This is a genomic window from Mesorhizobium sp. M1163 (genome assembly GCF_040318415.1).
In the GTDB taxonomy this organism is placed as follows: Bacteria; Pseudomonadota; Alphaproteobacteria; order Rhizobiales; family Rhizobiaceae; genus Mesorhizobium.
Genome location: NZ_JAMYMF010000001.1, coordinates 190,939 through 214,177 on the forward strand (window position 1 = coordinate 190,939; position 23,239 = coordinate 214,177).

Sequence of the window (23,239 nt, forward strand, 5' to 3'; positions counted from 1 at the left end):
ATAGTTCGCCCATGATCGGGCCGATCTGAAAATTACAATCGCTGCGCCGCCACGCGAACGGCGGTTAACTGGCATCATCTCCTACTGTCAGGAACCGTCCATGTGCGTAGAAGACCGGCGATCGGTCAGCGCGGTCCAGCGCGACGCCTGAGACGATGCCGATGACGATCATGTGCGACGCCCGCACAATGATTTCGGCCACCCGGCATTCGAACATTGCCCGCGCGCCGACAAGCAAGGGCGCGCCGGTTTCGCCACGCACCCATGATCCGGACGAGAACCGCGCGGCCCCCTTGGCTTTGGTCATGCCGCCAAAGGCACGCACAACGTTCTCCTGGTCGCCGGCTGGCAGATTGACCGAAAAGGGCAAGCCTTCGCGAATGGCCGAGGCAAAGGTGCTGCTGCGGTTGACGCAGGCCAGCAGCGAAGGCGGCTCGGCACTGAACGAGCAGAGTGCTGTCGCCGTGATGCCGCAAAAGCCGATCTCGTCATGTTCCGACGCGAGGATGGCGACCGAGCCCGCCACGGCCCGCATTGCCTGCTTGAAGGCGCGCGGATTGATGGCGTCGTGTCCATCCACCCACGGCGTCGGAATGGCGGCCGCCGGCATCAATTTACTCGAAGCCCGGCCTGGCGCATCAGCGGCAGCACGCGGTCGCAGAAGAAGGGCAATTCGTAGGTATAGTTGACGAATGTGAGGGCGGCGCCGGAATAACCCTGGTCCATGATCGCAGTGAGGTCGTCGACGATCTTTTCCGGCGTGCCGATGAGCGGGAAAGTTCCAGCACCGCCGGCGAACCTTTGCCGATATTCGGTGAAGGCCTTCGCATCATGCGAGTTCGCGAATTCCTTCTTCTTGCGCATATGCTCGTCGACGGCGCCCTCGTCCGCGCATTCCAGCGCGTAATGCCGGTAATAATCCTCGGCTTCCTGCTGGGTTTCCCGGCAGACGACGTGACAAACCGTATAGACGCCGACTTCGCGTCCGACTTCGGCCGCTCGGTTGGTGATGTCGACCACATGCGCACGGCCGTCGGCAATTTCGGAAAAAGTCGAAAACAGGTAGTCGCAGTGGCGCGCCGCATAGTTGCGCCCCGGCGCGCCGAAGGCGGCGTTCATGGTCACCGGTCGCGGCGCCTGCAGGCTTGGCGGGCGGCTGACGACCCCCTTCAGATCGTAGAACTCGCCGCTGAAGTCGAACGGCTCCCTCGATTGATAGGCACGCACGATGATGTTGATCCATTCCTCGGCCTGATCGTAGGTCCGCTCGCCGACCGTCTGCCCGAACATGGCGAACTCGTCCGGGTTCCAGCCGCAGACGATGTTCAAGCCGGCACGCCCGTTGGAGATGTGGTCGACCGTCGCCAGCGCTTTTGCAGCCTGCAGCGGATGAACCAGCGGCACATGCACCGTCATGAACAGGCCGATGTTTTCGGTGGCGACAGCAAGACCCGCCGCCCAGGTGAACGTCTCGAACGACCATTCCCGCACATGCGTCAAACCGCCGAAGCCGCGCCAGCGGGCGATCGGCAGCAGAAACTCGAGGCCGGCGCGATCGGCGATGCAGGCGGAGTTGAGGTTGTCTTCCCAGCGGGCACGCCAGCGCTCGGGGACGGTGGTCATTGCCAGGCCGCCATCGGCGTTCATGGAAAAGACGCCGAGCTTGAACCTGTTCGGCCCTTTCAGCGGGTGCTGCTTCCTGATCATGATTTCCCCCGCCGTGACATGCTCTTGCCCTCGCCGTCGGAGTTTTGAAACGGTGGGCTCAGCTTCATGAAACGCTCCTCGGCGTTCTGAATGAAGTGCGTCATGCAGTCGTAAGCGGCGACGGCGTCGCGCTTGACGAATGCCTCGTAGATGGCGCGCATGCCGGCCACGATCACGGCCTGCGTCGGCTGGTGCGACAGCGTCCTTAAACGGACGACGAGTACATGGTCGGCGAAGCGGGCAATCGTTTGTGAAAGACGCTCGTTCGCGACCGCGCCAAGCCAACAATTCCTGAATGCCGAATTGGCCTGGAAAAAGCGGTCGGCATCGCCATCTGCGGCCGCAGCCTCTGCCTCCCGGAGCGCGGCTGCCAGGGTCTTGAGGCCAGCGGCGTCAAGTGTCCGTGCGGCGTGCGCGGCGGCCCGCGGCTCGAGCAACCGGCGGACCTCGAAGATGTCGGCGACATCCGTTGCGGTAAGCGTGGGCAGCGTGAAGCCGCGTGTGGTGCCGACGAGATAGCCCTCATGCACCAACTGCATCAAGGCGTCGCGGACAGGCATTCTGGAAATGCCGAGCCGGGCGGCAATATCGACATCGACCAGCTTCTGGCCAGGCGCCAATTCGCCATGCTGTATCGTCAGCCGGACTTGTTGATAGACCTGGGCACGCAGATTGCCATCGCCAACCCGTTTGAGCTCTATCGTTTCCGTCATCCACGCCTTCCCATGCGAAGATTTCGTATATCGTTTGAGGCTGTGATCTCGCAGTCGTGCCGTTGAAATGCAGCCATATATCGGCAGAAATCGACCTGTCAGCCATGTTCCCGGCTCAAGTGGAGCACAGGCTGGATCACCTGGCAAGATATTTCAAGTCTATAATGTATACTGTTTGAGCTCGCTGTCCGGAGGGCAGAGGATCGCGCCGTCTGTGCTGCCGCGCCGCGCGACGGCGGGGACAGCTAACGATCCGCGCGGTTCGGTAAAAAACGTACAGACGTTTTTCCGTGACACATCGTAGTTGGCGGATTTAACTAAAATTACTTGCGATCTGCGCGCGCCGGCACGCCCACCCCCGATCCCCTCGCCGGTGCGCATTACTGGATCGCCCGCCGTATCGAAAGGTGCGGCGGGCTTTTCGTTTCGTTTGGCGGGGAGGCGCTTATGCGAGACTTGCCCAGGAATATCGACGCCGACGTCGTGATCGAAATCAGCAAGTTGCTCGACGACCGGGCGAAGTCCGTGCCGGTGCCGGTGCACAAGCTGGCGGCGATGATCCGGCTGGGCGTCGAAACCCTTCTGACCGATCACTCCATCGAGGAGCTGATCGTGGAAATGGCCGCGACGCGGGGGCTTCCGATGCTCTTCGATTTGCCGGTGATCAATGTCGACAACGTCGTGCCGATTGCCTTGGCGCGCCGTCCCCGCTGACATTTCGCTCGAGCCCCATCGGTAGTCGCGTCGCCGCCCGACTTCACTTGTCCTGATGCGCCGGCCGAGTGTCGCCTTTCTTTTCGGGGTCATGGGTATGGTGGCTGTCGCGTTCGCCGCCGCCGCCGGAGACCTTGCTGTGGCTGCGCAGGTCTGAATCGGCCGGCGGCTTTTCGACGCTCAGCGGCTTCTTGGCGTTTTCGTGCGCGGCGCCGGGACCGCCCTGGCGGATGCTGGCAGGAGTTTTCTTCGACGTGGACATGGCCTAGCGATCCTGGACGTTGCCTTGATGAGTGGTGTTGACCTTCGTATTGCCTTGCTGACCCTGCTTGTCGGGATCGGGGACGGTGGATTGCGGTGCCTGGTCGGCTGCTACCGATTTTTTGTCACCGGCGCCCTTTGGGCTCAGATTCTTCGGCGGCACAGGGGGAGGTTTCGTGCTCATGGCGTTTCTCCTTCCGCCACACAAACAAGCGGCTCGGGAGAAAGGTTCCCGAGGGTCCGATACGAACGGCGATTGCCGCAACGAGCCGGGTCCACAGGCCGTGGCTTGGGGCCGGCGGGGTGCCCGCACAATCCAGGATTATTTCTTGATGATGTTTCCGTTGTTCAGATCGAAGGCCTGGGCACCGAACGCCTGCCTGAAGAAGTCCTCCTGCAGATCGCCCCATTCGCCGAGATAGGCGCCGCAATTGCTGCAATAGATCGGTGTGGAATCCTTCGGGTTGTCGGGAATCTCCATCAGGATCGTCCCGCACGCCTTGCAATCGAGCTTGTCATCCAAACGGCGGCCCATTGGCACATGATCGCGCGTTTTCAGCCGCGCGCCAATTGTCGTTTTCGTACGAAGCCAGACTGGCACGTTTTCCAACCAGCGAGGGGATCGAAAGCTAGCGTTCCGCCGGATTTCCGAAGACCGGATCTCGCCGCCTCGAATACGTCCCCACCCGCGGCAGCTCGTCTGGAAAGTCGACCCAGGGCAACCTCATGTCCCAGTATGCGTGGGCCTGTGGCGGAAACCGTTCGGGGTGATCGAGAAAGCCGATCGCCAGATAGAGTTCGTCAGGCAGGCCCTGGTCGACATAGCCGATCGATGTTCCGCAATCCGCGCAGAAGGACCGGAGCACGCCGGGGGTTTTCGAAAAGGTCTTCGGTGCGCCGGTGAGCAAGGTGAATTCAGAGGGCCGATAGCCGACCCACACCGTTAGCGGGCTTCCTATCGCCTTGCGACAGTCGTCATCGTGATCGGAGCAAACCCAGAACGGCTCGCCGCGCATTTGCGCCGTTATGGCGCCGCAAAAACAGGAACCCGTTTCAGTTCGTGGCATTGGCTAACTTCATGGCTGGACTCGCCTTCACTGCTGGCCTGGCATTTCGGTATTTTCCTTCGGGTTCTTCTTGATGCCGGCGGCAGGCGAGGTCTCGGCCGGAGCATTGCCGCCCTGGTTTTGCTCAGGGGCTCTTTTGAGCGGCGAGGTTTGCCAGCCCATATCGCCGTACAAAAAGCCTATGAGAAAGCCGACGATGATGATGGCCGAAATCACCATCGCAATTAACGCGTTGCGTCGCTCCATTTCGCACGGCTCCTTTCTTCGAGCCGAACAAACCATGGCGGAAATGGTTCCGGTGGCACGGCGCGGAGCCGGCCGGAACATTCAGCCCCATGGCGGGTTCGTATGAGTGCTCTTCTACAGAGAGTGGCTCGCATGAGACCCGCCGTAACCGATCGCATCGAAACCAAGAAATACGACCACCCGACAGGCGGCTGGGGATCGCTCAAATCCCTGGTCCGCAAGGCGCGAGGCGAAGGCCTGCTGTTGTCCGGGATATGGAGCACGCTGCTCAAGCAGAACAAGGCCGACGGCTATATGTGCGTGTCTTGCTCATGGGCAAAGCCAGCCCAGCCGAGACCTTTCGAATTCTGTGAAAACGGCGGCAAGGCGACGATGTGGGACCAGACCAAGCTGCGCTGCGAACCCGCTTTCTTCGCCGAGCATTCGGTGGCGGAATTGCTCGATTGGCCGGACCACGATCTGGAGAAACAGGGCAGGCTTACGGAGCCCATGCGCTACAATGCCGCCGTCGACCGTTACGAACCGGTTTCCTGGGACGATGCATTCCGCGACATAGCTGCCGAATTGCGACGGCTCGATCCCAAATCGGTGGTATTTTACACGTCCGGCCGCGCCTCGCTCGAGGCCTCGTTCATGTATCAGCTTTTTGCGCGGATCTACGGGTCTTCGAACCTGCCCGATTCGTCCAACATGTGTCATGAATCGACCTCGGTCGGCTTGCCGGAATCGATCGGTTCGCCGGTCGGGACCGTGCAGCTCGAAGACTTTGCGAAATGCGACATGATGCTCTTCTTCGGGCACAATACCGGGGCGACGGCGCCGCGCCTGTTGCATCCGCTGCAAGAGGCACGTCAACGCAACGTGCCCGTCTTCACTTTCAATCCTTTGCCCGAGCGGGGACTGAAGCGCTTCAAGAATCCGCAAAACCCCATCGACATGCTGTCGCCCGGACCGGGCACCAAAATGTCCAGCGACTTCTTCCAGGTCCGTTCGGGCGGCGACATCGCCGCGATAACGGGCATCGCCAAAGCGTTGCTGGCGCTCGACGATGCCGCCCGCGAAAGCGGCAGGACGCGTGCCCTCGATACGGCTTTCATCGCCGAGCACACGCATGGCTTCGCCGAGTTCGAAGCCTTCCTGCGCAACACCCAGTGGAGCGATATCGTCGCACGATCGGGCATTGCGCAGGCCGATCTGGAGCATGTCGCCGAGGTCTACAGCCATGCCAACGCGGTGATCGGCAATTACGGCATGGGCCTGACCCAGCATCGGCACGGCACCGAGAACGTCCAGATGCTGTGCAACCTTTTGATGATGCGCGGCAATATCGGAAAACCCGGCGCCGGTATTTCGCCGCTGCGCGGCCATTCCAATGTCCAGGGACAGCGCACCGTCGGCATATCGGAAAAACCCGAGCTCGTCCCGCTCGACAAGTTCGCCGAATTCTACGCCTTTGAACCGCCGCGTGAGAAAGGTCTCGATACGGTCGAGACCTGCGAGGGCGTCATCGACGGATCGGTCAAGGGCTTCGTCGGGCTCGGCGGCAATTTCGTGCGGGCCGTGCCGGAAACCGGCCTGGTCGAGAAAGCCTGGCGTGGGCTCGACCTGCATGTCGAGATCGCGACCAAGCTCAACCGCAGCCATCTGATCGCCGGCCGGACAACCTATCTGCTGCCTTGCCTGTCACGGCTGGAAAGAGATCATCAGGCGAGTGGCGATCAAAGGGTGTCGATAGAGGATTCCACTGCCTGTATCCATGGTTCGTTCGGATCGCGACCTCCGGCTTCGCCGCATCTGCTTTCCGAGCCCAGGATCGTCGCCGAACTTGCCAAGGCGACGGTGCCGGGCAGGAGTTCGATCCCTTGGGATGAATGGGTTGGCGACTACTCCCGCATCCGTGACGAGATCGAGCGCTGCTACCCCCAGCATTTCCGCGACTTCAACAAGCGCTTCCTGACGCCCGGCGGCTTCCATCGCGACATCAAGGCGAGCAAGCGGGTGTGGGAGACGCCGAACAAGAAGGCCAATTTCAAGCTGCCAACTGGCCTTGAAACCGATCCTGACATCGATGTCGTCGGCCGCGATGTGCTGACACTGATCACGGTCCGCTCCAACGATCAGTTCAACACGACCGTCTACGGCTACAACGACCGGCTGCGCGGCATCAGCGGCACACGCATGGTGCTGTTGATGAACGAGAAGGATATCCAGCGCCTCGGCTTGAGCGCGGGACAGGAGGTCGATCTCGAAGCCAATGCGCAGGATGGCGTGGAGCGCCGCGTGCGCGGGCTGCGCATCACGCCTTTCTCAGTGCCGGAGGGAAATTGCGCCGGTTATTATCCCGAGCTCAACCCGCTGATTCCTCTCTGGCACAGAGCCGAGAAGGCTCATGTCCCGGCCGCCAAATCGGTACCGGTGCGGATTGTTGCCTAGGCGTTCGTTGTTCGCGGCAGGCACGCACTATGCGGATGTGGCTTGGTTCAAATCATGACCTCAGCCGGCTCGCGCGAGTTCATCCACGGCATTCAGGATCGCACTCTGGCTCGCCGGCTTCTGCACGATCCTGCAAGCGCGGAACCCGGCCGGAATCTCGCGTTCGCCATACCCGGAGAGGAAAGCGAACGGCACGCCTCGCCCCCGCAATGCCTCCGCGACCGGATAACTGGTTTCATCGTTCAACTGGATATCCAATAGCGCCGCGTCGATCCCGCCTTCGCCAACGAGCCGGAGGGCCGCCGTCACCGACGAAACCGGCCCAACCACCTGATGGCCGGCCTTGCGCAGGTAAGCCGCCGCGTCGTCGGCGATCAGCCATTCATCCTCGACGATCAGCACACGCACCTTTCCGGTCACGACGAGCCCTCGCGGGTCAGAGGGAATGCAATTTCCACCTCCAAACCATTTGAGCGGAAACTTGTTTCAACTTTTCCGCCCAGCCTGTAACCGATTTCTCCACGCAGAAGGGTAAGGCCGAAGCCGCTGTCGGTTGGCTCCTTGATGCGGGGGCCGCCCTTCTCGCGCCAGACGAGCTTGAAGGTGCCATCCGCCACCGACCATTTGACAACTATCCGCCCGGCAGGTTTCGACAGTGCGCCATATTTGGCGGCATTCGTCGCCAGCTCATGAATTGCCATGCCGAAGGAGAGCCCTTGCACAGGCTTGAGGCTTACCCGCTTGCCATCGAGCTCGAACCGTTCGGCCCCAAAGGGATCGAGTTCATGGCGCAGCAGTTCCTCGACGGAGGCTTCCGTCCAGCTTTCTCGCGAGAGCAGACTGTAGGCTCGTGACATCGCCTGCAGCCGGCCGATCAAGGCTTCGGCGAACTCGTCTTTCGAGGCCGAGTTTTCACGCGTCCGGTTGGTGATGCTGGCGACGACCGCCAGCATGTTCTTGACACGATGGTTCAGCTCCGAGATGAGCACCTGCTGACGCTCTTCAGCCTGCGCAAGCGTCGTCACGTCGATCAGGGTCACGACCACGCCCTGGATGCTGCCGCCTTTGTCCCGGTAAGGGTTGATGCGAACCAAGTAGAAGCGGCCCTTGTCGTCGCGCGCAAGGTGATGGTTCAGGGTCTCTCCCGTCTCGAACACCGCCTGGATGTGCCGCTTCAACTCGGGGTAGTCGAGCTGGCTCGAAAGATCGGTCAGCGGTCGGCCGACATCGGACGGACGCAAGTTGAAGAACGACGACGCGGCGGGAGTGAAGGTCCGCACCACAAGATTGCGGTCGAGGAAGATGGTGGCGATTTCCGTGCTTTCGAACAGGTTTCTGAGATCGCTGTTGGCGCGGTCGAGTTCCTCTATCTTGCCAGTCAGCTCTGCGTTGATGGTGTTGAGCTCTTCGTTGAGCGACTGCATCTCCTCCTTCGAGGCCTCAAGCTCCTCATTGGTCGACTGCGCCTCTTCATTGACGGAGACGAGTTCCTCGTTCGAAGACTTTACTTCCTCCAGCGCGGTCTCGTATTCCTCGATGGTCGACTGCAGCCGCTCGCGCGTGTCGCGCAACTCCCGTTCGAGATCGGTCGTATCTTCGGCGCCGCGGCTTTCGCGTGCCGGATCGGAGCGGATCTGGGCCTGTCCCACCGGATTGAACAGGACGAGGTAGAGGGGCTCGCCATTGCCGCGTTCCGTGTACGGCTCGACCATCAGTGTAATGAACTGGAGCTGTCCGTCGTCTTCTTCGACCGCTATGTTCTCCCGAACGACCGTGCGGCGCGTCGTGGCTGCCTCCCGCAACGCGGCGCGCAGCTCAAGTCTCAGCCCGCGGCGGGCCAGTGTCAGCAACTGCCGGCTCGGGGCGCCTTGCGGTGCTTCCAGATATTTGCCCGTCCTCGCCGAATAGTAGACGATGTCGCCATCGCCATTGACCAGAACGTGAGGCGGGGCGAACCGCTCCAGCACCTGAGCCTCGATCGCCTGGCGTAGTGAATGGCTGGCGGCATCCTTCGTCGAGCCGCCGCGTCCGACCGGAAGGGCACCCGTGGGGCCATTGCCGATCAGAACCAGCGGCCGCGGCGTGGAATGTTCCCGCGCCTGGAAAATCCGATGCTTCTTGTCGACCGTGGCAAAAAGGTCGCCGTGCTGACCGACGCTTTCCGAGGTGCCGAGGAACAGATAGCCGCCCGGCCTCAGCGCGTAATGGAAGATTGGAATCACCCGGTTCTGGATCTGCGGGCCGAAATAGATCAGCAGGTTGCGGCAGGAAATCATATCCATGCGCGAGAAGGGAGGATCGCGGATAATGCTGTGCGGCGAAAAGATGCACAGTTCGCGCACCTCGTTGCCAAGCACGTAGCTCGCGCCGTCGCTGTTGAAAAAGCGTTGCCTACGTTGTGGCGAAAGCCCGTGCAGCAGCGCTTCGGGATAACGCGCCGCACGCGCCACCGCGAGCGCCGGCTCGTCGATGTCGGTCGCGAATATCTGGACGCGCGGCGGCGCGGAAAGCTTCTCCATACGTTCGCGCATCAGCATGCCGATCGAGAACACTTCCTCGCCGGTGGCGCAGCCGGGTACCCAGACACGCACCGCATCGGAGGCGTTCTTGCCTTCGAAAATCTGCGGTAGGATCTTGTCCTCCAGCAATTTGAACGCTTCGGCGTCGCGGAAAAAGCTGGTGACGTTGATGAGCAGGTCGCGAAACAGCTTCGCCACCTCGTCGGGATCCCTCTTCAGCCGTTCTATGTAGGTGGTGATCGACTGCAGCTGCGTGATCTGCATGCGCCGCTTTACGCGACGCAGGAACGTCTTGGTCTTGTAGCCGGAAAAGTCGTGACCGGAATGGCTGCGCAAAATGGCGTAGATTTCATCGCGGGCCCGATCCATCCCGGCCTTGTGTTCGTCGTCCGCCTCGGTCAGTCCGTGCAGCACATCGAAGCCGCGGGCAAACGCCTGAAGCTTTGCACCGATCTGCTCGGCGGGCGCCGCTATGTCGATCAGGCCGCTCGAAATCGCGCTCTGCGGCATGTCCGGATTGCGTGGGGCGGAACCGTTGGACGCCTGGGCAATGGTCAGCCCGCCATGCTCCTTGATTGCCCTGGCGCCGAGCGTGCCGTCCGAATCACCACCCGACAAGATAATGCCGACGGCATACTCGCCCTGGTCCTCGGCCAATGCGCTGAAGAAGATGTCGATCGGCTTGCGCTCGCGGTTGAGCGTGTTCGGCCTGCGCAGCGAAAGCGCGCCCTTGCGGATGGTGAGGACGACGTTTTGCGGCATCACATAGACCTGGTCGGGTTGGACCGCTGCGCCCTCCTCGGCCACGACGACCGGCATTTCGGTATAACGTCGGATGACCTCGTGCAGCAGGCTTTCCCGCTCCGGGCTGAGATGGGTGACGACGACGAACGCCATGCCGGTGCCGCCGGTCAGTCCTTTGAACAGGCCCTCCATCGCGGGAATGCCGCCGGCCGATGCGCCGACACCGACAATGGGAAATCTTCCATTCTGGGATGCCACGCCACGCCCCTGACAACCGCCGCGAACACAAAGCCGCCAAATCGGGCCTTAGACTAAGACCGCGCCGAGCCTCCGGCCAGCGAATAGTCTACCAACGGAACAAAGCACCGTCGGTGGGCATTAACATTTGACTTTGGAGGCGGTTCCAATGGCAAAACGACCACCTGAAATAAAGCCGGCCAAGCGCATCCTGTTGCCCTCGCCGGACCTGACCAAGTTCCCGGTGTCTGAGAACATTCCGCCTCGCCTGCTCGCGCTCGCGGAACGGTTGCAAGAGGTTCTGGCCCGTCACTTTGAACAAGTCTGCGCCGACAGCCGTAAAACCCGCAGGAAGAAGGATCAATGAGGTGCGCGACCTGCAAGGCTTGCATATCCTGATCGTCGAGGACGAATGGATGCTGGCGGGCGATCTTGCACGTTATTTCAGCAAGATGGGCGCCGTCGTACTTGGCCCCGTGGCGACGGTCGAACAGGCGTCGAAACACACGGAGGAGGCGGAAGCTGCGATCCTGGACGTCAATCTCAACGGAAGACGGGTATTCCCGATAGCGGACGAACTGATGCGCCGTGGCGTGCCGTTCGTGTTTTTCAGCGGCGATGAAGACATCGTTATTCCTGAGCGCCTTCGATATGCCAGCAGCCTCAGAAAGTCCTCGGACGGCCAGGCTGTTTTCGACGCTCTTTTTCCGGCCGAGACGTCGGCATCGAAAGGAGGCCGAGCGTCCGAGCCCTCAGACGACGTATTTTCGCTTCTGCCTAAGCTCCGGCTCGCGGCACGTCTGCTGCTGGGAGACATGGATGCTTCCGACCGGCTGGTCGAGCGAACGCTCGAGCAGGCCATCGGCGAAATCGACAACAGACGATCTGGTTCCTCGACAGAGGATTGGCTCAACGGCATCATGCGAAACATCGTCAAGGCACGTGGAGCAAACCTGCTGCACTAACCACGGCCGCCGCCGGCAACTAGACGATGTTAGCTTTTCCGGCTGCGCTCGACGAATTTGTTGAAGCGGCTGGTCTTTCCGCCGCTGGTCTCATCCTGGTAGAGGAAGGCCAGTTCGTTCTCATCGAAGATCCTGAAGAACTCGTCCCATTCAACGGGCTCAAACGTCTCTTCAGGCTCGCCGAAGTCGATGCGCAATATGCCGCCCTCGCCCTTGGTGCGCACCACCGCCGGCCGCCCGTCGCGGTCTTCGGCCCAACGGCGGATTTCGTCATGATCGGTGGTCGTCTTCGATTCAGACATGGCAATCTCCCTTCGATTCCACCGCGAGATCCCCCGCGTTGCACAACCAGCAGATGCATCGCTGCCCGGCATGTGCGCGCGGTTGGTCGAACATGGCTCCTAACACCAAGCAGCCTTCGATGTTCCCGTGCCTGGTTGAAACCTACCCCGGCGAGCCTCCTGAACTTTGTTGAAGCAAGGGAACAAACCTTTCGCCCGGAAGTTTGGGGCGGCAAAGCCATTCGTATGAGGAGTTGTCGTGAAACGTATACTGGTCACGGGAGGCTGCGGTTTCATCGGCCGCCACGTCGCCCAGGAACTCGTTGAACATGGCTATGGGGTTTCTATTCTCGATGCGCTGCTGGATCAGGTGCATGGCGGCGAGGCAATCAGCCTGCCGGCAGGCGCCAAGCTGATCAAAGGCGACGTTCGCGATCGCGACGCTATCATAGAGGCGGTCGAGGGTGTCGACGCGATCATTCACCTGGCGGCTGAAGTGGGCGTCGGCCAGTCCATGTACGAGATCGCCCGTTATGTCGGCGCCAACGACCTCGGCACTGCCACGTTGCTGGAGGCGCTGATCAAACGCCCGATCGAACGGATCGTCGTTGCGTCATCGATGAGTGTCTATGGCGAGGGTCTCTATGCCACGCCGGACGGCCGGCGCATCGACAATGCAAAACGGCAGCCGGACGACATCCGCAGCGGCCAATGGAATCCCCTGTCGCCGGAAGGTGAAGTCCTGTCGCCGCTGCCGACCGACGAGCAGAAACCGGTCGATCTAGCCTCGATCTACGCACTGACAAAATACGCCCAGGAACGCGCCGTACTGATCTTCGGCGAAGCCTATGGCGTCGACGCGGTGGCGCTGCGCCTGTTCAATGTCTTCGGCGCCGGACAGGCGCTCTCGAACCCGTATACCGGCGTCCTGGCGAACTTCGCCTCCCGCATCGCCAATGGCCAGCGGCCGCTGATTTTCGAGGACGGCGAACAGCAGCGCGATTTCGTGCATGTGCGCGACGTTGCCCGCGCCTTCCGCCTGGCTCTGGAACAGCCCCAGGCGCGCGGCCACGTCATCAACATCGGCAGCGGTCGGGCCTACGCGGTCAGCGACGTCGCCCGGCTGCTCGCCGAAGCCATGGGCGTGCCTGGCCGCCAGCCGGAAATCCTCGGCAAGGCACGCTCCGGCGATATCCGCAACTGCTTTGCCGATATCTCGAAGGCGCGCGAACTGCTCGGCTTCCAGCCGCAGCACCGGCTGGAGCATTCGCTCGGCGATTTCGTCGCATGGGTGCGCAACACCGTCGCCATCGATCGCAGCGCCGAGATGAAGCGGGAACTCGAAGTGCGAGGGCTGGTGTCATGAGACCGGATTCACGCAATTTTCGCGAAGCGCCCATCGCCATTATCGGCGGCAGCGGCTTTATCGGCTCGAACCTCGCCGACAGCCTGTTGTCGGACGGCGAGCCGGTGCTGGTCATCGACAATCTGAGCCGTCCCGGCGTCGAGCAGAACCTCGAATGGCTGACGCAAAAGCACGGCAACCGCCTCGCCGTCGAAATCGCCGATATCCGTGACGCAAAGGCGCTCACGCCGCTGGTCGCAGGTTCGAAGGCAGTTTTCCACCTTGCCGCGCAGACCGCCGTCACCACGAGCCTGGTTCGGCCGGACGAGGATTTCGACATCAACCTGCGCGGCACGTTCAACGTCCTGGAAGCCGCTCGCTGCAGCGGCAAGCGCATCCCCGTCGTTTTCGCCAGCACCAACAAGGTCTATGGCCGCCTCGCCGACCTCGCCATGCGCGAAGAGGACGGCAACTACGCGCCTTGCGATGCGGGCATCCGTGTGCACGGCGTCGACGAGACGCGCGGCCTCGATTTCTGCACGCCCTATGGCTGCTCCAAGGGCGCGGCGGACCAGTATGTCCTCGACTACGCCAAGTCATACGATCTGCCGACCGCGGTGCTGCGCATGAGCTGCATTTATGGACCGCGCCAATTCGGGACGGAGGATCAGGGCTGGGTCGCCCATTTCCTGCTTAGCGCGTTCTCCGACCGGCCGATCACCATCTATGGCGATGGCAAGCAGGTGCGCGACATCCTGCATGTTGCCGACGCGGTCGCGGCTTATCGCGCTGTGCTGGACCGGATCGAGGCGGTCAAGGGCCAGGCATTCAATCTCGGCGGCGGACCGGAAAACGCTGTCAGCCTGCGCATGCTGCTGAAGGAGATCCGCGACATAACGAAACGGGACGTTCCGATTCGTTATGACCGCGAACGCACCGGTGACCAACCGTTCTTCGTCGCCGACACGCGCGCGATCGAGGCGGCGCTGGGGTGGAAAGCGCACGTCTCGTGGCAAAACGGCATCCGCGACCTCGCCGACTGGCTGCAGCGTCATCGCCTCGACCCGCATCCCGAACCGGCGAGGTACGTGGCATGAAGGTCGCCCTGGTCAATCCGTCCTGGACCTACCAGGACAGCATCTATTTCGGCTGCCGCCAGCCGCATCTGCCGCTCGAACTCGGCTATTCGAAAGCGCTGCTCGAAGCTGCCGGCCACGAGGTGCTGATGCTGGACGGGCAGATCCAGAAGCTCGACAACGCCGCGCTCGCCGATCGCGCCGCCGCATTCGAGCCTGACATAACCGTCGTCAGCACCGCGCCGACCTACCTGTTCTGGCGCTGCGCACCGCCCGAGTTGCGCGTGCCGGCCGATTTCCTCAATCATCTTGCCGGGCGCGGCGGTCGCACCGTCGCAGTCGGGCCGCATGGCTCGGCGACGCCGACGCCGACTTTGCGCAAGCTTGGCGTCAACATTGTCGTGCGCGGCGAATGCGAGGAAGTGGTCGCGGAACTTGCCCGGCGCGACGACTGGACTGCGGTGCCGTCCACCGCCCATTTCGAGGATGGAGAACTGGTCTCGAACGGCGGCGTGCATGCGAGCTCGTTCATCGATCACCCGCCGCTCGAATGGCCATCGGACTGGATTGCCGCGCATTCGCACCACCATCACCGCTTCGACGACAACCAGGTCGGTTTTGGCGCGGAGGTCGAGGCGTCGCGCGGCTGCCCGTATAATTGCAGTTTCTGCGCCAAGATCGATTTCCGCGATGCCTATCGCCGCCGGAACCACGAAGCAGTGATCGCCGAGATCGACCGGCTGATCGCACAGGGTGTCGGCTACATCTACTTCATCGACGAGATCTTCCTGCCGCAAAAGGCATTGCTGGAGGCGCTGGTCGATCGCGATGTGAAGTTCGGCGTGCAGACCCGTATCGACCTCTGGAAGCCGGAATTGCTGAAGCTGCTCGGTGCCGCCGGCTGCGTCTCGATCGAGGCGGGCCTCGAAAGCCTGACTGTGGAAGGCCGCGCCATGCTGGCAAAACGCTGCCGTTTGGGCACCGAGGAGCTGGCCGCGCTGCTGGTCGACGCAAGGCGCCACGTGCCGTTCGTGCAGGCCAATCTGATCGGCGTGGTCGAGGACGATCCCGCGCTCGTCGATTATTGGCGAAAGCACCTGATCGACAACGGCGTTTGGGCCAACGAACCGGTGCCGCTCTATCCTTATCCGAGTTCGCCGAGCTACCGCGAACTTTGGGGCGAGCCCGACGACCTCGCCTGGGAGCGCGCGCATGAACATTACCTCGCATCCTTCCGAACGTTCAGCGACATCCAGGAGAAGCGGCCGCGTCCGCTGGCCGAATTGGAGGCCACATGTTGCGGACACTGAGCCCGCCGCGTCGCATACTGATGACCGTCGATGCCGTCGGTGGCGTCTGGCGCTATACGCTCGATCTGGCCGGGCAACTGGTCGCCGGCGGCGACAGCGTCGTGCTTGCCGGGCTTGGTCCGGAACCGTCCAGGCAGCAGGCCGAGGAGGCCCAGTCTTTCGCGGCGCTGACATGGCTCAACACGCCGCCGGACTGGATGACCCGCAGCGAGCACGTTCTCGACACATTGCAGCAGGAGCTGCGCCCACTCATACGTGACTACGCTGTCGACGTCGTCCATCTCAATGCGCCGACGCAGGCGGCGGCGCTCGACGTGCCCTGCCCCATCGTTGCGGTATCGCATTCCTGCGTCGTGACATGGTTCCACGCCGTCAAGGGACAGGCGGCGGACGGCGAGTGGGCCTGGCAAAAGGACCGTAACCGGCGCGGTTTCGACAAAGCAGGCATGGTCGTTGCACCGAGCCGCAGCCATGCCGACATGCTCGAAACCTGCTACGGGCCGATCGCGCGGCTGAGCGTCGTCGGCAACGGCGCACGGCCGGGCGCGAAGGGCGAAAGGCGGGAATCGGTGGTTTTCGCCGCCGCGCGCTGGTGGGATGAAGGAAAGAACGCGGCGGTGCTTGACCAGGCCGCCTCCCTAACGCAATGGCCGGTCTTCGTCGCCGGTTCGCTGCAAGGGCCGGACGGCCAGCATGTTGGCTTCAGCCACGCCGTTCCCGTCGGGCCGGTACCACACGAGGAAGTGCGCTCGCTGATGGCGCGGGCCGGCATTTTCGTATCGCCGTCGCTCTACGAACCGTTCGGCCTGGCCACGCTGGAAGCCGCAATGTCGGCGACGCCTTTGGTGCTTGCCGATATCTCGACCTACCGCGAATTGTGGGACGGGGCGGCCATGTTCTACGACGCGCGCGATCCGGGCGATCTCGCCAGATGCATCAATGGTCTTTGCAGCGACACGCAGCGCCGGCGAGAACTCGGTGAGGCAGCCGCCCGCCGAAGCCGCAGATTTTCATTGGCAAGACAGGCGACCGCCATGCGCGGCGTCTACGACAAGGCGGCCCTGGCCACCATGGCGGATAGTTGATTATGCGGTTTTTATTCTACACCCATTCGATCGTTTCCGACTGGAACCACGGCAACGCACATTTCCTGCGCGGCATCATGCGCGAGCTGGTCGCGCGTGGGCACCAGGCGATTGCGCTGGAGCCCGCCGACGGCTGGAGCCGGTCGAACCTGCTGGCCGAGAAAGGGTCCTTCGCGATCGAGCGATTCCGGAAAGATTTTCCGGAGTTGATGACGGTCACCTATGACGCCGCCTTCGACCACGAAGCCTGGATCTCCGATGCCGATGTGGTGATCGTGCACGAGTGGACCGCGCCGGACCTTGTCGCGCGGCTGGGCAGGGCGAAAGCAATTGGCGGCCGTTTCACGCTGCTGTTTCACGACACGCACCATCGCGCCATCTCGGCCACGCAAGCGATTTCCGCCTTGCAGCTTGAACATTATGATGGCGTGCTCGCCTTCGGCGAGGCGCTGCGGGAGAGCTATCTTCGCGCCGGATGGGGCAGGCGGGTCTTCACCTGGCACGAGGCAGCCGATGACCATCTGTTCCAGCCCCATCCTGAAATCGACCGTAGCGCCGACCTGATCTGGATCGGCAATTGGGGCGACGACGAGCGCAGCACCGAAATCAGGGAGTTCCTGGTCGATCCGGTGCATGAACTTGGCCTGAGCGGCACTGTCCACGGCGTCCGCTATCCACGCGAGGCGCTCGCCGACCTCGCCGCCGCCGGCCTGCGGTACGAAGGCTGGATCGCCAATGCCGACGTGCCGAAGGCATTCGCGGCGAACCGCATCACGGTTCACATCCCGCGGCGTCCATATCGCGAAAGCCTGCCCGGCATCCCGACCATCCGCATGTTCGAGGCACTCGCCTGCGGCATCCCACTTGTTTCGGCACCGTGGTCCGATGTCGAACGTCTGTTCAGGCCCGGCACCGATTTCCTGTTTGCAAACACCGGCTTCGAGATGCGGCATCATCTTCGCACCGTGCTGCGTGACGCGGATCTCGCCGCATCTCTGGCGACATCGGGCCTCGAGACGATCCGCTCACGGCACACATGCCGGCACCGGGCGGATGAATTGTTCGGCGTGCTCGCCGAATGCGGGCGCCGCCAAGCCGCCGACACGATCCTTGCAACGGAGGCCGCCGAATGAAGATCGCATTTTACGGGTCGAGCCTGCTGTCGTCCTATTGGAACGGCGCGGCCACCTATTACCGCGGACTGCTCAAGGCCCTGGCCAGGCTGGGCTATGACATCACCTTCTACGAGCCGGACGTCTACGATCGCCAGAAGAATCGCGATATCGAGGCGCCGGACTGGTGTGCCGTCGTCGTCTACGAGGCCGCCCCGCATGCGCTCATGCAGGTGGCGGCGCGGGCGGCCGAGGCGGACATCGTCGTCAAGGCGAGTGGCGTCGGTTTCGAAGACGACGCGCTGTTGCGGGCGGTGCTCGATCACGCCCGTGCCGATGCGCTGACCGTATTTTGGGATGTCGATGCGCCGGCGACGCTTGGCCAGTTGCGCGACGAGCCGGATCATCCGCTGCATCGGGCGCTGCAGGAAATCGACCTGGTGCTGACCTATGGCGGCGGCGATCCCGTGGTCTGGGCCTATCGGGCCATGGGGGCCGCCGAATGCGTGCCGATCTACAATGCGCTCGATCCGGAAACGCATCATCCGGTCGGCAAGGATAGGCGCTTTGCCTGCGATCTCGCCTTTCTCGGCAATCGGCTGCCGGACCGCGAGGCACGCGTCGAGGCTTTCTTCCTCGATCCGGCCAGCCGCCTGGCCGATCAGCGCTTCCTGCTCGGCGGATCGGGCTGGGGCGACAAGCAGATGCCCGCCAATGTCCGATGGCTCGGCCATGTCGGCACGCGCGACCACAATGCATTGAACGTCACGGCCAAGGCGGTGCTGAACATCAGCCGCGACAGCATGGCGGCCAATGGCTTTTCACCTGCGACGCGCGTCTTCGAGGCGGCGGGTGCCGGCGCATGCCTCATCACCGACGACTGGCTCGGTGTAGACCTGTTCCTGAAACCCGGCGAGGAAATCCTGGTCGCGCGCGATGGCGACGATGTCGCCGAGATCATGCAAAGCCTTAGCGCCGAACGGGCCAAGGCGATCGGGGCATCTGCGCTTCGGCGTGTGCTTGGCGAACATACCTATACGACACGGGCCGTTTTGGCCGACGCCATTTTCAGGCGCCATTTCGAGCGCCCGACCGTGGAGGCTGCGGAATGACAAAGCCACTCGACATCGTCTTTCTTGGCCTGTCGCTCTCCTCATCCTGGGGAAACGGCCACGCCACCACCTTTCGGGGGCTGCTTAAAGGTCTCCACGAGCTCGGCCACCGCATCACCTTCCTCGAACGCGACGTGCCGTGGTACGCAAGTCACCGGGATCTGCGCGATCCCGATTTCTGCGCCTTGCGCTACTATGAAACGACCGATGATCTTCGCCGCAATTTTGCGCGCTGCCTGCGCGAGGCCGATATCGTGGTCGTCGGCTCCTTCGTTCCGGAAGGCCCTGAAATCATTGAGGTCGTGGCGTCGCTGTGCACGGGTCAGTTCTGCTTTTACGACATCGACACGCCGGTTACGCTGGTGAAACTTTCAACCGATGATTGCGAGTACATTGCCAGGCGGCAGGTCCCGTATTTCGATGTCTATTTCTCGTTCACCGGCGGACCGACGCTTGCCCGTCTGACGGCTGAATTCGGCGCAAGGCGGGCCGAGCCGCTCTACTGCTGCGTCGACCCGGAACGGCATCACGGAACCGGTGATCCAATGCGCTGGGATCTCGGCTATCTCGGCACCTACAGCCCCGACCGCCAGGCGACGCTGGAGGCGCTGCTGTTCGAGCCGGCGCGTCGCATGCCGGAGCGCCGCTTCGTCGTGGCCGGCTCGCAATATCCGCGCGAAATTGCCTGGCCGGACAATGTCGATCGCATCGAACACCTGCCACCGGCAGATCACGCAGTCTTCTATAGCCGCCAACGCTACACGTTGAACGTCACGCGCAGTTCCATGATCGCGGCCGGATGGTCGCCCAGCGTGCGCCTCTTCGAGGCAGCCGCCTGCGGCACCGCGATCATCAGCGACTGCTGGACCGGATTGGACAGCCTGTTTCCGGAGCGGACAATCCACACGGCGCGCAGGACCGAGGACGTGATCGGCATCCTGTCTGGGGAATCCGACGGTGCCCGGCTTGCCATGGCCAGGCAAGCGCGCGCGCTCGTCCTGGCAGCCCACACAAGCACCGCGAGAGCCCGCGAATTCGTTTCGCTGCTGGCGCGGGCCAAATCGCCACGTTCTGCTCTCGATCTGGATGTCGAGAGTGCAGCATGACCCGCAGACGGGAGAAAATAGAGATGCAGCTATCAAGAAAGGCGGAACGGACCAGGACCGTGCTTGTCGCCGGCGGCGCAGGCTTCCTCGGTTCGCATCTTTGCGAGACATTGCTCCAGGCCGGCTGGCGCGTGATCTGCGTCGACAACTTCCTTACCGGCCGCATGGAGAACATTGCATCGATCGCCGATCGTCCGGATTTTCGGCTGATCAAGCAAGACATTTGCCGGCCCTTGGAGCTTGGCGAACCTGTGGACCGCATTTTCAACATGGCGTGCGCGGCCTCGCCACCACGCTATCAGGCCGACCCGGTCCACACGACGCGGACTTGCGTCATCGGGACGCTCAATCTGCTGGAGCTCGCCGCCCGCAACGGCGCCCGTTTCCTGCAGGCGTCCACCAGCGAAGTGTATGGCGATCCAGAACAGCATCCGCAAAAGGAGGACTATGTCGGCCACGTGAACTGCATCGGCCCCCGCGCCTGCTATGACGAAGGCAAGCGCACCGCCGAAACCCTGTGTTTCGACTATTTGAGAATGGGAAAAGCCGATATCCGTGTCGCGCGCATCTTCAACACTTATGGTCCCAGGATGGACCCTGCGGACGGACGGATTGTTTCCAATCTGATCGTGCAGGCACTCGAGAGACGGCCGCTGACGATATTCGGCGACGGGCTGCAGACCAGGTCGTTCTGCTATGTTTCCGATCTGGTCGACGGCTTGATCCGGTTGATGGAGGTCAATCCCAGCCCGCGCCAGCCGGTCAATCTGGGCAATCCGGGGGAGTTCACCATCCTGCAGTTGGCGGGCCTGGTGAGGCGCATGACCAGAACCGGATCGGCCTTGAAATTCCTGCCGCTGCCGCAAGACGATCCTCGTCGTCGGCAACCCGACATTTCCCGTGCAAAGAAGCTTCTCGGCTGGTCGCCAAAAGTGCCGCTCAGGCAAGGTTTGATGCATACAGTCAGCTATTTTACCGAGCTTGAGACGACGCAGACGGTCGACAGAACACGGCGAATTGCCACCAGCGTGCATTCTGCATCAGGCCGGCTGCAAAATCTGCCGGCCTGACGGCAGTATTTGCCACGTTCCCCTCGGAGATCACGGTCGTTTCGCGCCGATCGTCGGTCACTTTTTCTCGTCGCGGGAACAACCCGTCCAGCTTGCGGTTCGGCCAGGGTACCGGCATGGAGACGATTTGTGCATCCAAAGCGATCCGCCAAAGACATCGAGCAAATGGCCGCAAGGGAGACGGCTGCCTTCCTGCGGCGCGCCTCCATCACCTATCTGGAATGTTGCGTGAGCCTGATGCTGACGCATCTTCAGCGGGAAGAGGTAGCCGCCATCCTCGAAAAGGAAGCGGATATGCTTCGCCGGCTGGACTGATCCTGCTCGAAGGGCCGCAGGTGCCCTTGGGTATCCAGGAACCGAAGCAACATCGCCGTATAACGTCTTGCCGCGGCCGCCAGCCGGATCTGTTCCCGATCATCGCCAGATCGTAAAGCCATGCTCCACAAGCCAAGCTGGAAGGCGAGATAGCAGGGCTCGTAGTAGTGGACCAGATTGGCATCGACGGGACGGGAAGCTCTCGCTTCCACAACCTTGCAAAGCGCCGCAGTCGCCGCGTCCGAGAGGCTGTATTCGACGCGGGCGCCGGCAATGTCCCAGGCGATGTCCTGACAGCCGACCAGATCGTGCGACCGGCAATGGTCGAGGGCGTCCGTCTTGATCAGCGTTCCGCCGCGCGAAAGGATGAACTCCCACGGATGAAGCCGCCCGTCGATCTCGACCCGCTGCATATTCTTGGGTGGAGCCTGGTTCGAGAACCAGTTCTGCAGCTCCGCCGCGCGGCGCTCGCCCAGCGCCTCACTTGTATTCCGCACGGCCATGTCGGCAAGCGCCTCCAGCGAGGCGCCCGGCTCGGAGGCGGGCAGATTGGCTGCGCGCCAGGCCAGATAGCGCGCGAGATGAGCGACCACTTTTTCTTTCGAAAGCCTTGCCCGGTCCAGCGTTGTACCGTCGATCCAGCGTTCGACGAGAAAGCCATGGCACAGCCCGGCGACTTCCGGGCCAAAGCCTGCATCATGTAGCCTCCCGGCAGTCCCGGCCTTGTGCATTCCGATTTCGCCGAGCCCGACGAACTTGACCGACCATTTTTCCCGGCCCGCAGAAGCGAGGAACTTTCGCCGCTCGAAGCCGCGGTGAACGGGTGGCCAATGATCCTGCGAGTGATAGTGCAAGCGACGCCACTCTCCGCCGGATGTTTCCGCCAGGCTGGCCGCTGTGCTGCCGATGGTCCGGGCTACCCAATTCCGCAACGTCGGGACAGCGGATCCAGCGGGGAAAGTGCGTTCGAAATCCGCGGTGTGTTTTTGGCAAACCCTCCATGCCTCGCGACTGTCCGCCGAAGCCTCGGGACCCGGGCCACCCAAATGGCTTGGGAACAGATGGATGCGCCCGGCATCGATGCCTAGCCCTTGCAGCCATGCGACCACGGCGTGGAACGAACTGCCGGACAGGCCCGGGCCTTCGTCGACGATTGCAAAGCGGGCCGACGGCTTCGTCATCCAGCCACCGATCAGCTCCGGATCGGCGGCAAGCCGCCTGCGAAACGGGTGGCCGGTCGGACGGACGCTGACGGGTGCTGGCACGCCGATGGCTGCAGCCACCATCGCTGCAAGCCCCAGGCCGATGCTGCGGATGCCGATTACGCATGTGTTCGCATCGAGACCCGACTGCCGCGCGGCGACGAAATAGCTCTCCGGATAAAGCGCGTAATGGGCGTAGCCCTCAGCCGAGCCGGTCAGGATGTCGCCATCGCATTCGAGTTCGGCCAAAATTCGCGGCACGTCTGCCTCGACCGGGCCATCGATCGTGAACCCGGCCTCCCACGATCTACCCACGTGCCGGGCCAAGCCGACCAGGAGATTTGCGCCCGCGATCCGCTGTGGGGAATTCCGGTCCGTGCCGTTGGCCTCGAATTCAGCATCGGCAAGGCCCTGGACCAGTTCCGAGGCCCTGATGAACAGGCCGACCAGGGCTGCGTGGCGCTCGATCCCACTTGGCATGTCCGCAATGTGCTCGGCCGCTTTGCACGCTGAGCCGCGAACAAGTTGCGCGCTCTGCATTTGCTTGTGGTCGCCATAGACGATCATTGTCCCGTCCTGGTTGGCCTCACCCCTCGCTGCACAACTCGGCGGGCGCTAC

General features: G+C 62.5%; 25 protein-coding genes. 13 read left to right on the forward strand and 12 right to left on the reverse strand.

Annotation, left to right across the window (positions count from 1 at the left end; genetic code table 11):
* Nucleotides 1–64: 64 nt before the first annotated feature.
* From NKH43_RS00875 to NKH43_RS00885, 3 genes are read right to left on the reverse strand one after another with little or no spacing between them, the layout of a single operon-like run.
* Entirely contained in the window at nucleotides 65–610 is a 546-nt protein-coding gene (locus NKH43_RS00875) for a flavin reductase family protein (RefSeq protein ID WP_352493919.1), read from the reverse strand.
* Nucleotides 610–1,704, reverse strand: coding sequence for an LLM class flavin-dependent oxidoreductase (locus NKH43_RS00880; protein WP_023716644.1), 1,095 nt, complete (start codon nucleotides 1,702–1,704; stop codon nucleotides 610–612). The genes NKH43_RS00875 and NKH43_RS00880 overlap by 1 nt, the downstream gene beginning before the upstream one ends.
* Complete coding sequence (locus NKH43_RS00885) at nucleotides 1,704–2,327, reverse strand: GntR family transcriptional regulator (RefSeq protein WP_352494028.1); 624 nt, start codon at nucleotides 2,325–2,327, stop codon at nucleotides 1,704–1,706. The genes NKH43_RS00880 and NKH43_RS00885 overlap by 1 nt, the downstream gene beginning before the upstream one ends.
* On the opposite strand from NKH43_RS00885, the gene NKH43_RS00890 reads away from it, so the two are divergent.
* A complete protein-coding gene (locus NKH43_RS00890; RefSeq protein ID WP_352639243.1) occupies nucleotides 2,232–2,486 on the forward strand; it encodes a hypothetical protein in 255 nt (84 codons plus the stop codon). The two genes, NKH43_RS00885 and NKH43_RS00890, sit on opposite strands and share 96 nt — an antisense overlap.
* A gap of 261 nt (nucleotides 2,487–2,747) precedes the next feature.
* On the forward strand, nucleotides 2,748–3,134 hold the full coding sequence (locus NKH43_RS00895) for a hypothetical protein (RefSeq protein ID WP_352856148.1): 387 nt from the start codon (nucleotides 2,748–2,750) through the stop codon (nucleotides 3,132–3,134).
* A gap of 43 nt (nucleotides 3,135–3,177) precedes the next feature.
* On the opposite strand, the gene NKH43_RS00900 is transcribed toward NKH43_RS00895, so the two are convergent.
* The 5 genes from NKH43_RS00900 to NKH43_RS00920 all read right to left on the reverse strand — a co-directional run bounded on the left by NKH43_RS00900 (nucleotide 3,178) and on the right by NKH43_RS00920 (nucleotide 4,789).
* The gene (locus tag NKH43_RS00900) at nucleotides 3,178–3,396 is read right to left on the reverse strand and encodes a hypothetical protein (RefSeq protein ID WP_352482793.1); all 219 of its coding nucleotides are present in this window, start codon (nucleotides 3,394–3,396) and stop codon (nucleotides 3,178–3,180) included.
* Nucleotides 3,397–3,399: 3 nt separating this feature from the next.
* Nucleotides 3,400–3,579 (reverse strand): hypothetical protein, encoded by a 180-nt coding sequence (locus tag NKH43_RS00905; protein ID WP_031193315.1) that lies wholly within the window; start codon nucleotides 3,577–3,579, stop codon nucleotides 3,400–3,402.
* Nucleotides 3,580–3,717: 138 nt separating this feature from the next.
* Nucleotides 3,718–3,876: a hypothetical protein gene (locus NKH43_RS00910; protein WP_023716639.1), complete on the reverse strand. Its 159-nt coding sequence runs from the start codon at nucleotides 3,874–3,876 to the stop codon at nucleotides 3,718–3,720.
* 148 nt (nucleotides 3,877–4,024) lie between these two features.
* Nucleotides 4,025–4,462 carry a GFA family protein gene (locus NKH43_RS00915; RefSeq protein WP_023716638.1) on the reverse strand — a complete coding sequence of 146 codons (438 nt, stop codon included), beginning with the start codon at nucleotides 4,460–4,462 and terminating at the stop codon, nucleotides 4,025–4,027.
* Between the two features lie 27 nt (nucleotides 4,463–4,489).
* Entirely contained in the window at nucleotides 4,490–4,789 is a 300-nt protein-coding gene (locus NKH43_RS00920; RefSeq protein WP_352856150.1) for a hypothetical protein, read from the reverse strand.
* Nucleotides 4,790–4,840: 51 nt separating this feature from the next.
* Between NKH43_RS00920 and NKH43_RS00925 the strand changes: the two genes are divergently transcribed.
* Nucleotides 4,841–7,141, forward strand: a complete 2,301-nt coding sequence (locus NKH43_RS00925; protein ID WP_352856152.1) for an FdhF/YdeP family oxidoreductase — start codon at nucleotides 4,841–4,843, stop codon at nucleotides 7,139–7,141.
* A gap of 60 nt (nucleotides 7,142–7,201) precedes the next feature.
* Here the strand turns inward: NKH43_RS00925 and NKH43_RS00930 are convergent, their stop codons facing one another.
* Both NKH43_RS00930 and NKH43_RS00935 read right to left on the reverse strand, forming a co-directional pair.
* Nucleotides 7,202–7,561: a response regulator gene (locus NKH43_RS00930; protein ID WP_352493917.1), complete on the reverse strand. Its 360-nt coding sequence runs from the start codon at nucleotides 7,559–7,561 to the stop codon at nucleotides 7,202–7,204.
* Nucleotides 7,558–10,662 (reverse strand): CheR family methyltransferase, encoded by a 3,105-nt coding sequence (locus NKH43_RS00935; RefSeq protein WP_352856154.1) that lies wholly within the window; start codon nucleotides 10,660–10,662, stop codon nucleotides 7,558–7,560. The genes NKH43_RS00930 and NKH43_RS00935 overlap by 4 nt, the downstream gene beginning before the upstream one ends.
* 148 nt (nucleotides 10,663–10,810) lie before the next feature.
* Here NKH43_RS00935 and NKH43_RS00940 point away from each other — a divergent pair, with 148 nt between their 5' ends.
* Nucleotides 10,811–11,008 (forward strand): hypothetical protein, encoded by a 198-nt coding sequence (locus NKH43_RS00940; protein WP_352493915.1) that lies wholly within the window; start codon nucleotides 10,811–10,813, stop codon nucleotides 11,006–11,008.
* A gap of 1 nt (nucleotide 11,009) precedes the next feature.
* On the forward strand, nucleotides 11,010–11,606 hold the full coding sequence (locus NKH43_RS00945) for a response regulator (protein WP_352493914.1): 597 nt from the start codon (nucleotides 11,010–11,012) through the stop codon (nucleotides 11,604–11,606).
* Nucleotides 11,607–11,635: 29 nt separating this feature from the next.
* Here the strand turns inward: NKH43_RS00945 and NKH43_RS00950 are convergent, their stop codons facing one another.
* Nucleotides 11,636–11,908, reverse strand: a complete 273-nt coding sequence (locus tag NKH43_RS00950; RefSeq protein ID WP_023716631.1) for a hypothetical protein — start codon at nucleotides 11,906–11,908, stop codon at nucleotides 11,636–11,638.
* Between the two features lie 238 nt (nucleotides 11,909–12,146).
* Between NKH43_RS00950 and NKH43_RS00955 the strand changes: the two genes are divergently transcribed.
* The 8 genes from NKH43_RS00955 to NKH43_RS00990 are packed head-to-tail and all read left to right on the forward strand — an operon-like array spanning nucleotide 12,147 to nucleotide 21,103.
* On the forward strand, nucleotides 12,147–13,253 hold the full coding sequence (locus NKH43_RS00955; RefSeq protein ID WP_352856157.1) for an NAD-dependent epimerase/dehydratase family protein: 1,107 nt from the start codon (nucleotides 12,147–12,149) through the stop codon (nucleotides 13,251–13,253).
* Complete coding sequence (locus NKH43_RS00960; protein WP_352482802.1) at nucleotides 13,250–14,329, forward strand: NAD-dependent epimerase/dehydratase family protein; 1,080 nt, start codon at nucleotides 13,250–13,252, stop codon at nucleotides 14,327–14,329. Before NKH43_RS00955 ends, NKH43_RS00960 begins: the two co-directional genes overlap by 4 nt.
* Entirely contained in the window at nucleotides 14,326–15,618 is a 1,293-nt protein-coding gene (locus NKH43_RS00965) for a TIGR04295 family B12-binding domain-containing radical SAM protein (protein ID WP_352482803.1), read from the forward strand. The genes NKH43_RS00960 and NKH43_RS00965 overlap by 4 nt, the downstream gene beginning before the upstream one ends.
* Complete coding sequence (locus tag NKH43_RS00970; RefSeq protein ID WP_352482804.1) at nucleotides 15,603–16,703, forward strand: glycosyltransferase family 4 protein; 1,101 nt, start codon at nucleotides 15,603–15,605, stop codon at nucleotides 16,701–16,703. The genes NKH43_RS00965 and NKH43_RS00970 overlap by 16 nt, the downstream gene beginning before the upstream one ends.
* Before the next feature lie 2 nt (nucleotides 16,704–16,705).
* Nucleotides 16,706–17,836: a CgeB family protein gene (locus NKH43_RS00975; RefSeq protein ID WP_023716626.1), complete on the forward strand. Its 1,131-nt coding sequence runs from the start codon at nucleotides 16,706–16,708 to the stop codon at nucleotides 17,834–17,836.
* Complete coding sequence (locus NKH43_RS00980) at nucleotides 17,833–18,927, forward strand: CgeB family protein (protein WP_352715879.1); 1,095 nt, start codon at nucleotides 17,833–17,835, stop codon at nucleotides 18,925–18,927. The genes NKH43_RS00975 and NKH43_RS00980 overlap by 4 nt, the downstream gene beginning before the upstream one ends.
* Entirely contained in the window at nucleotides 18,924–20,033 is a 1,110-nt protein-coding gene (locus NKH43_RS00985) for a CgeB family protein (RefSeq protein ID WP_023716624.1), read from the forward strand. The genes NKH43_RS00980 and NKH43_RS00985 overlap by 4 nt, the downstream gene beginning before the upstream one ends.
* A gap of 23 nt (nucleotides 20,034–20,056) precedes the next feature.
* Nucleotides 20,057–21,103, forward strand: a complete 1,047-nt coding sequence (locus NKH43_RS00990; protein ID WP_352493912.1) for a UDP-glucuronic acid decarboxylase family protein — start codon at nucleotides 20,057–20,059, stop codon at nucleotides 21,101–21,103.
* Nucleotides 21,104–21,354: 251 nt separating this feature from the next.
* Here the strand turns inward: NKH43_RS00990 and NKH43_RS00995 are convergent, their stop codons facing one another.
* Nucleotides 21,355–23,187, reverse strand: a complete 1,833-nt coding sequence (locus NKH43_RS00995; RefSeq protein WP_352856161.1) for a hypothetical protein — start codon at nucleotides 23,185–23,187, stop codon at nucleotides 21,355–21,357.
* Between the last annotated feature and the right edge of the window lie 52 nt (nucleotides 23,188–23,239).

What these genes read in the sequence shown, in the direction of transcription:
- NKH43_RS00940 (WP_352493915.1), top strand. Translation starts at nt 10,811, where the DNA reads ATGGCAAAACGACCACCTGAAATAAAGCCGGCCAAGCGCATCCTGTTG.
- NKH43_RS00965 (WP_352482803.1), top strand. Translation starts at nt 14,326, where the DNA reads ATGAAGGTCGCCCTGGTCAATCCGTCCTGGACCTACCAGGACAGCATC.
- NKH43_RS00910 (WP_023716639.1), bottom strand. Translation starts at nt 3,876, where the DNA reads ATGGAGATTCCCGACAACCCGAAGGATTCCACACCGATCTATTGCAGC.
- NKH43_RS00925 (WP_352856152.1), top strand. Translation starts at nt 4,841, where the DNA reads ATGAGACCCGCCGTAACCGATCGCATCGAAACCAAGAAATACGACCAC.
- NKH43_RS00975 (WP_023716626.1), top strand. Translation starts at nt 16,706, where the DNA reads ATGCGGTTTTTATTCTACACCCATTCGATCGTTTCCGACTGGAACCAC.
- NKH43_RS00985 (WP_023716624.1), top strand. Translation starts at nt 18,924, where the DNA reads ATGACAAAGCCACTCGACATCGTCTTTCTTGGCCTGTCGCTCTCCTCA.
- NKH43_RS00915 (WP_023716638.1), bottom strand. Translation starts at nt 4,462, where the DNA reads ATGCCACGAACTGAAACGGGTTCCTGTTTTTGCGGCGCCATAACGGCG.
- NKH43_RS00920 (WP_352856150.1), bottom strand. Translation starts at nt 4,789, where the DNA reads ATGTTCCGGCCGGCTCCGCGCCGTGCCACCGGAACCATTTCCGCCATG.
- NKH43_RS00875 (WP_352493919.1), bottom strand. Translation starts at nt 610, where the DNA reads ATGCCGGCGGCCGCCATTCCGACGCCGTGGGTGGATGGACACGACGCC.
- NKH43_RS00970 (WP_352482804.1), top strand. Translation starts at nt 15,603, where the DNA reads ATGTTGCGGACACTGAGCCCGCCGCGTCGCATACTGATGACCGTCGAT.
- NKH43_RS00890 (WP_352639243.1), top strand. Translation starts at nt 2,232, where the DNA reads ATGCACCAACTGCATCAAGGCGTCGCGGACAGGCATTCTGGAAATGCC.
- NKH43_RS00900 (WP_352482793.1), bottom strand. Translation starts at nt 3,396, where the DNA reads ATGTCCACGTCGAAGAAAACTCCTGCCAGCATCCGCCAGGGCGGTCCC.
- NKH43_RS00905 (WP_031193315.1), bottom strand. Translation starts at nt 3,579, where the DNA reads ATGAGCACGAAACCTCCCCCTGTGCCGCCGAAGAATCTGAGCCCAAAG.
- NKH43_RS00960 (WP_352482802.1), top strand. Translation starts at nt 13,250, where the DNA reads ATGAGACCGGATTCACGCAATTTTCGCGAAGCGCCCATCGCCATTATC.
- NKH43_RS00995 (WP_352856161.1), bottom strand. Translation starts at nt 23,187, where the DNA reads ATGATCGTCTATGGCGACCACAAGCAAATGCAGAGCGCGCAACTTGTT.
- NKH43_RS00950 (WP_023716631.1), bottom strand. Translation starts at nt 11,908, where the DNA reads ATGTCTGAATCGAAGACGACCACCGATCATGACGAAATCCGCCGTTGG.
- NKH43_RS00980 (WP_352715879.1), top strand. Translation starts at nt 17,833, where the DNA reads ATGAAGATCGCATTTTACGGGTCGAGCCTGCTGTCGTCCTATTGGAAC.
- NKH43_RS00990 (WP_352493912.1), top strand. Translation starts at nt 20,057, where the DNA reads ATGCAGCTATCAAGAAAGGCGGAACGGACCAGGACCGTGCTTGTCGCC.